The sequence below is a fragment of the Testudinibacter sp. 'clade 2' genome (assembly GCF_006227735.1).
Lineage (GTDB): Bacteria > Pseudomonadota > Gammaproteobacteria > Enterobacterales > Pasteurellaceae > Chelonobacter.
In genome coordinates, this window is the sequence record NZ_VDHB01000076.1 from 23,095 (window position 1) to 29,443 (window position 6,349).

Consider the following 6,349-nt stretch of genomic DNA (forward strand, 5'->3'; position numbering starts at 1 on the left):
ATTTCCAATTGGGTAATTATAGATTAATAAATGGATGATTTATAGGAAATTATTGGCTTTTGGATGAGTAGGAAAATGTCGTCTGAAACCGCACTTTGATGTGCCAAGTTTCAGACGGCATTTTTCTTACATCAAATCCCAAGCAGGGCGGTAATGTGGTGCGAATTAAGGCTTTAAGGAAACAAACTCAACTGTTATGCTTAAAAACCATCAAACCAAGCAACATCAAGGGGAAAGCATGATTGACGTCATCCGCGATATTCCGAATACCGACACGTTTGCAAAAACCGACATCATCAATAAAGGTTGGTCGGACGATAAAAAATATTGCATAACAACCATTGATGGCGAAAAACGATTGCTGCGTGTTTCGGATATCGCCGAATATGAAAACAAGAAACACGAATTTGAATTGATGAAGCGTTTTGCATTAACGGGCATCAAGATGTCGCAGCCGCTTGATTTCGGCGTATGCAATAAGGGGAAAAACGTTTATCAGCTGCTGACGTGGTGCGAGGGCGAGGAGGCGAAAGAGCGGCTTCCTTCGCTTTCAGAACAAGCGCAGTATGAATTCGGCCGCCAGGCAGGACAAATGCTGAAAACCATGCAGGCAGTTGAAAGCCATCCGCCCTCTGCGGATTGGGCGACGATATATGGCGGCAAAGTCAAAAAATATATTGAAGATTATCACGCCTGCGGCGAAACATTGTTTGGCGGTGAGCTGCTTCTTGCTTTTATAAACCAGCATATCTCTTGCTTGCAACAGCGACCGATGAGCCTGCTGCACGCCGATTTCCAGTCTGACAATATGGTGATCTCACCGCAGAACGAACTGTATGTGATTGACTTTCAAGGCAGCGGTTTGGTCGATCCCTATTATGCGCTGACAGGGGCAATGGTCACGGCAGAGGTGAGTCCGCCGTTTGCCATCGGGCAGCTGTGCAGCTATTTTGGCGGCGATGTGCCGGCGGATTTTTGGACGCTCAATGCGTTCTATATGGCGGCGGAAAGCATTCATGCTTTTACGGTGGCGCTCACTTTGGGCAAAGAAGAAGTGGATTATTCAAACGAAATGATGCAGACCATGCTGGCGTGGTTCGATCATTTGAACACCCTTGTGCCAAGTTGGTTTAGCGCAAAAGCGTATTCGGGACGTTTTTGGGGCTGACGATGATGTTCGCCAGCATTGTATTGCGTTCTATTTATCTCTATGATTTTGTCATAAATTATCCAAAATCAGAAAGCCGGTAAAGGAAAAAACAATGAGCAAAGAACTGATAAGCAGTAACGATTACAGTGAAATCTTGCAACAAGCCATTAGCCAAATTCACACCACCAGAGCCCGAGTTGCCAAGCAAATCAATGGGGCGGTGAATTCGGTGTATTGGCTTTTGGGCAAATTGCTGTTTGACAGGCAGTTAGCGGAAGGATACGGCAGTGCGGTGGTGAAACAGCTTTCAGCCGATCTCAAAAATGAATTTCCCGATATGGGGCTGTCGCCACGCAACTTGTGGAATATGAAGCGTTTTTATGAGCGTTATTATCAGGCAGATGAAAAACTGCTACAGGCTGTAGCAGTTTTGCCGTGGGGACATAATCTGTTGTTATTGGATAAAATTCAATCCCTCGCCGCAGTCGCCTTTTATGCCAATGAAGTGATTAGCAAAGGTTGGTCAAGAGATTTGCTGCTCAACGCCATCAAAATGGACACATTCCACCATACCCAAACGCAATTGCAAACCAATAATTTCAACGAAACCTTATTGCCGATCAGCGCCGACTACGCCAACGAAGTCTTTAAAAATTCGTATAATCTCGGCTTTTTAGGCATTATCGAACCCATAAAAGAACAAGAATTGGAAAAAAGACTGACGGAGAAAATCAAGTCGTTTGTGTTGGAATTGGGCAAAGGCTTTTCTTTCATCGGCAATCAATACCGCTTGGAATACAACCAAAAAGAGTATTTTGTCGATATGCTGTTTTTCCATCGTGGCTTACGTTCGCTGGTAGCGATTGAATTAAAAATCGGCAGTTTCAAAGCAGAATATGTGGGCAAGATGAATTTTTATCTGACCCTGCTGGACAAATTGGAAAAAAGCGAACATGAAAACCCATCCATCGGCATTATTCTTTGTGCCGAAAAAGATCGCTTGGACGTAGAAATCGCCTTACAAGACATCAACAAACCCATCGGCGTATCGGATTATCAGCTTTTACTGCCAAAAGACGAACTGCAAACCTTGGTGTTGAATGAATTAAACAAGGAAATATAGCGGACGTTTATAAAATCCCGCCCAAATCTGCACCTTTGTTATAACAAATGCCGTCTGAAACCTTTACTTGCTCAAAAAAGCAAAGTGCGGTTTCAGGCGGCATAATTCATAAGTCAGCTCACGTTTTACGTTAACTTACGCTGGGCAAAAACCCAGTTGCGGATTGGGGTGATGTTGTAGGCGTATTGCCATGTTGCGGTATGTCCTGATGCACCGCCGGCATTTGCTTGGGCGGCAGTTTTGAAAACACTGCCTTTTTGGAAATGCACAAAGTTCACATTCGCCTGCTGTGACGCCATCGCTTGATACGCAGCCTGAAATTCTGCCGCTGACCATTGGGCATTCCACTGAGCCCTTGCCACTTTTGCACCGAATTCAGAGAGCTTTTGGGTAATTAGAATTTCCCCTGGATAGGCTTTGTTGTCGTCTTCAGAAACGGTAATCCACCATTTCACGCCTACCATGTTTGGCGTGAGTAAATCCGCATTCCATTGGCAAGCAACCAAATAAGAAGCGGCAAAAAAATCAGGATAAGCGATGTTCATGGCGATAGACATCATGCCGCCGCCTGATTGCCCTGTGGTGTAGAGCCGTGTGCCGTCGATGGCGTGATCTTGTTGCAATTGCTTGATGAGATTGATGGTTGCTGCCATGTAGTTTGAGGTGTGGCTGCTGTCATCGGCAATGATTTCATCAAACTGCGGTGCCAGCACAAAACAAGGGTGCTCCGCCTGTGCCTGTGGTGTCGCCCACGCAATCGCCCCATTGCCCTGATACAGCGTGGCTTGAGTGAATTTGCCTGTTACGCCAGCATCATGCATGAACAGCACCAAGGGCAGACGTTCATCTGTGCGGATCTGCGGCACAAAAAGGTTGTAACGCACGGTTTTGCCAGTGGCTGCGTCGTGGTATTCATATTGCTTGAATGCGTCAAACACCAAATTCACACTGCGGTCGGTGTCTAGCAATACCGTGTCGGCGATTTGAATTTGTGCCTGTGCTGCCTTGAGCGTGGGGGCAGATTCTTGAATATCGCCGGCGTTACCCGGCCCGTTTTTTGCTATATCTTGCCCGCTTTTGTTAGTGGGTGGATTTTTTTGTACGAGCAACGCTGCGTCATCATCAGGGTTAAGGGTAATAATCACAAAACGCCCGCTTGCAGATGGCACGCCGCTCACACTTTGGCTAACATACACGCCAGTAATGTTGCGATTATCAACCGTGTATTGGGTTTTATCCAGTTGTGCGGATACGACTGCATACGGATATTCAACCGCAACCGCCGTCAGTCGCATACCGTCGCCGAATACTTGAGTGATGGCGGTGGCTTGATAGGCGGTGTTGCCCTTGTGAGAAGTTACGGCGCAACCAGCAACCGTGAGCATGGCAGCACCGGCGGCGGTGATGAGGAATTGGCGACGATTCAGCATAGCAGCTCCTGTGTGTATTTGGATGGGCTTCGCGGTATTTTATTTCACACACAATTCTTTTTCAAAAATAAAATGTTAATGTGAATGGCTGGATTACCACTGCTGCCGATTCTTGTCTAAAAGCCGTCTGAAACTTAAACACATCAAAGTACGGTTTCAGACGGCATTTTCATTTATTCTTTCATTTTATAATTTCTATTTTTCTAATTGTAAATTAACAAATAGCAAATTTACAGGAAATTATCGGCTTTTTATAATCAGCCAAACAGATTAATCAAAGAGGTAATCCATGCCCCAACCCATCAAAAAATTGCTGGCCATCACCGCCATGGGCGCCAGTTTGTCGTTCGCTTCGGCTTCTGCCTTGGCACAAGTTTCCATTCACAGCAATCTTAAGGACAACACCATGCAGACCGTTGGCACACAGTGGGACAAGATTTTTCCGCAATCAGACCAGGTAACCCAGCAAAAAGTGCAGTTCAAAAACCGCTACGGCATTACTTTGGTGGCGGATTTATACCTGCCGAAAAATGCGCCCAAAAACGCCAAAGCCAAGCTGCCTGCGATGGCGGTGGCAGGTGCATTTGGAGCGGTAAAAGAACAGTCATCAGGCTTGTATGCCCAAGAGCTTGCTAAGCGTGGTTTTGCCACTCTGGCGTTTGATCCGTCGTTTACCGGCGAAAGCGGCGGCGAGCCGCGCAATGTGGCAAGCCCCGATATCAACACCGAAGATTTCAGTGCGGCGGTGGATTTTTTGAGCAATCAGGATTTTATTGATGCCGAGCGTATCGGCGTGTTGGGCATTTGCGGCTGGGGCGGCATGGCGTTGAACGTCGCCAGCATGGACACCCGCATCAAAGCCACCGCCACCAGCACCATGTATGATATGTCGCAGGTTATGGCAAACGGCTATAACAACAGCGTGGACCACGCGGCGCGTTATGCGATGTTGCAAGGCTTGAACGCCCAACGCAGCGCCGATTTTAAAGCGGGCAGATTCGCCCCCAGCAGCAACAATTTGCCGGAAACATTAAGCGGGCAAGAGCCGTCATTCGTGCAAGAATATTGGGCGTTTTACAAAACCCCGCGCGGCTTCCACCCGCGTGCCATCAACGCCAACGCCGCTTGGACGGCCACCACACCGCTGTCGTTCATCAATATGCCGCTGTTGCAACGCGCCGGTGAAATTCAAAATCCGGTGCTGATCGTACACGGCGAAAACGCCCACTCGCGCTATTTCAGCGAAGAGGCGTTCAAAAAACTCAAAGGTGCCAACAAAGAGCTGTATATCGTACCCGGTGCTACCCATGTGGATTTGTATGACAACCAAGCGGGCAAAATTCCGTTTGATAAATTCGAGCAGTTTTTTAAGACGAATTTGAAATAAGCGGTAAAAATGCCGTCTGAAACCGCACTTTGAGGGTGTTGGGTTTCAGACGGCATTCAATATAACCAACGAATACGCCAAAGCGATAACCATGAACAACCCCCTATCCCCTGAACCGGATTCTCCCGCCCGACAGCGAGCAATAGGTGGTGGCAGCGGGTGCGGTGGTGAGCAAAGACGTGCCGCCCGATAGCGTGGTGGCAGGCATTCCGGCAAAAGTCATCAAACCCCGGCAAACCGAGTGCCAACAACGCTTGAACGGAGCATACGGATGAAACAAAAATGCACCTTGCCCTTGCTTGCATTAATATTCATATCAACATTTTCTCTATCGGAGGCAAAGACAGTGAAAATTAAAATAACCCTAGAATCAACAACCGGGCAACAAAGCCACACCGCCACGCTGGAAGATAATCCGACCGCGCAAGCCCTGCTGGCACAACTGCCGCTCACGCTCAAAGCCGAAAACTACGGCGGCATTGAAAAAATCGCCTACTTGCCGCAAAAACTGCCCGACAGCCCAAGCCACAACGGCAACTTCGCGCCCAAAGCGGGCGACGTCACCTACTACGCCCCGTGGGGCAATCTCGCTTTATTCCACGGCAGCACCAAACCTGCCAACGGCTTGGTTTATTTAGGGCGTTTTGCCAGTGAATTTAGGCCGTCGGCAACGGCAAATCAGATAAGGATTGAGCGGATTGAATAAATTGACATAGCGCTAAGATTTTTTGACTGCACTTTTTGCTTTGGGGAGTGTTGTTCGGGGAATGAAAGAAATGCTGTCTGAAACGCTTACTTGCTTAACAAGCCAAGTGCGGTTTCAGACGGCATGGCTTTATTTATATTGAAATAAATCAACTTCATCACTCGATATGGTTATATCTAATTTATTAAATAGATCTCTATCAAAAATAATTTGATCGCCAGAAGCATTCCTTTGATTAAAAATTCTTTTCATCTTATTACTGTTAATCCAAGAATTATCCCAAATCTCTTTTGATGGATTGTCAATAATTAAACATAATTTCTCTGTAAGCTTAATTCCTTGCAAATCATCTTTTAGCATTCTTTGTAGCCAAATTTGGGCAAAGCCAGAATTCGGCATATTGTTTAGCTTTTTAAAAATCAATTTCCTTATTTTATTTGGATTATCCGACTTGGTAATGAGCTTGCTAATAATAGAACAGCAAACAGCAATCACTTTTGGATTGTTGTATGCGATATCCACCAAAATTGCAATAAGCTGATTTGGGTAGGCA

6 protein-coding genes and 1 pseudogene are annotated in these 6,349 nt (G+C 46.6%); 5 read left to right on the forward strand and 2 right to left on the reverse strand.

Annotation, left to right across the window (positions count from 1 at the left end; genetic code table 11):
- Nucleotides 1–238: 238 nt before the first annotated feature.
- Nucleotides 239–1,168 (forward strand): aminoglycoside phosphotransferase family protein, encoded by a 930-nt coding sequence (locus tag FHQ30_RS06930; protein WP_176552654.1) that lies wholly within the window; start codon nucleotides 239–241, stop codon nucleotides 1,166–1,168.
- 94 nt (nucleotides 1,169–1,262) lie between these two features.
- Entirely contained in the window at nucleotides 1,263–2,273 is a 1,011-nt protein-coding gene (locus FHQ30_RS06935; RefSeq protein WP_139611724.1) for a PDDEXK nuclease domain-containing protein, read from the forward strand.
- Between the two features lie 125 nt (nucleotides 2,274–2,398).
- Here FHQ30_RS06935 and FHQ30_RS06940 read toward each other — a convergent pair whose 3' ends face one another.
- On the reverse strand, nucleotides 2,399–3,703 hold the full coding sequence (locus tag FHQ30_RS06940; protein WP_139611723.1) for a PHB depolymerase family esterase: 1,305 nt from the start codon (nucleotides 3,701–3,703) through the stop codon (nucleotides 2,399–2,401).
- Nucleotides 3,704–3,992: 289 nt separating this feature from the next.
- Between FHQ30_RS06940 and FHQ30_RS06945 the strand changes: the two genes are divergently transcribed.
- The 3 genes from FHQ30_RS06945 to FHQ30_RS06955 all read left to right on the forward strand — a co-directional run bounded on the left by FHQ30_RS06945 (nucleotide 3,993) and on the right by FHQ30_RS06955 (nucleotide 5,796).
- Complete coding sequence (locus FHQ30_RS06945; RefSeq protein WP_442805689.1) at nucleotides 3,993–5,090, forward strand: alpha/beta hydrolase; 1,098 nt, start codon at nucleotides 3,993–3,995, stop codon at nucleotides 5,088–5,090.
- Nucleotides 5,091–5,239: 149 nt separating this feature from the next.
- Nucleotides 5,240–5,365 carry an LbetaH domain-containing protein gene (locus tag FHQ30_RS06950; RefSeq protein WP_267963843.1) on the forward strand — a complete coding sequence of 42 codons (126 nt, stop codon included), beginning with the start codon at nucleotides 5,240–5,242 and terminating at the stop codon, nucleotides 5,363–5,365.
- Between the two features lie 71 nt (nucleotides 5,366–5,436).
- Nucleotides 5,437–5,796, forward strand: a complete 360-nt coding sequence (locus FHQ30_RS06955) for a cyclophilin-like fold protein (protein WP_267963842.1) — start codon at nucleotides 5,437–5,439, stop codon at nucleotides 5,794–5,796.
- Between the two features lie 129 nt (nucleotides 5,797–5,925).
- Here the strand turns inward: FHQ30_RS06955 and FHQ30_RS13250 are convergent.
- Nucleotides 5,926–6,349 (reverse strand): annotated as a pseudogene (locus FHQ30_RS13250) (RNA-directed DNA polymerase); the annotation flags it as partial.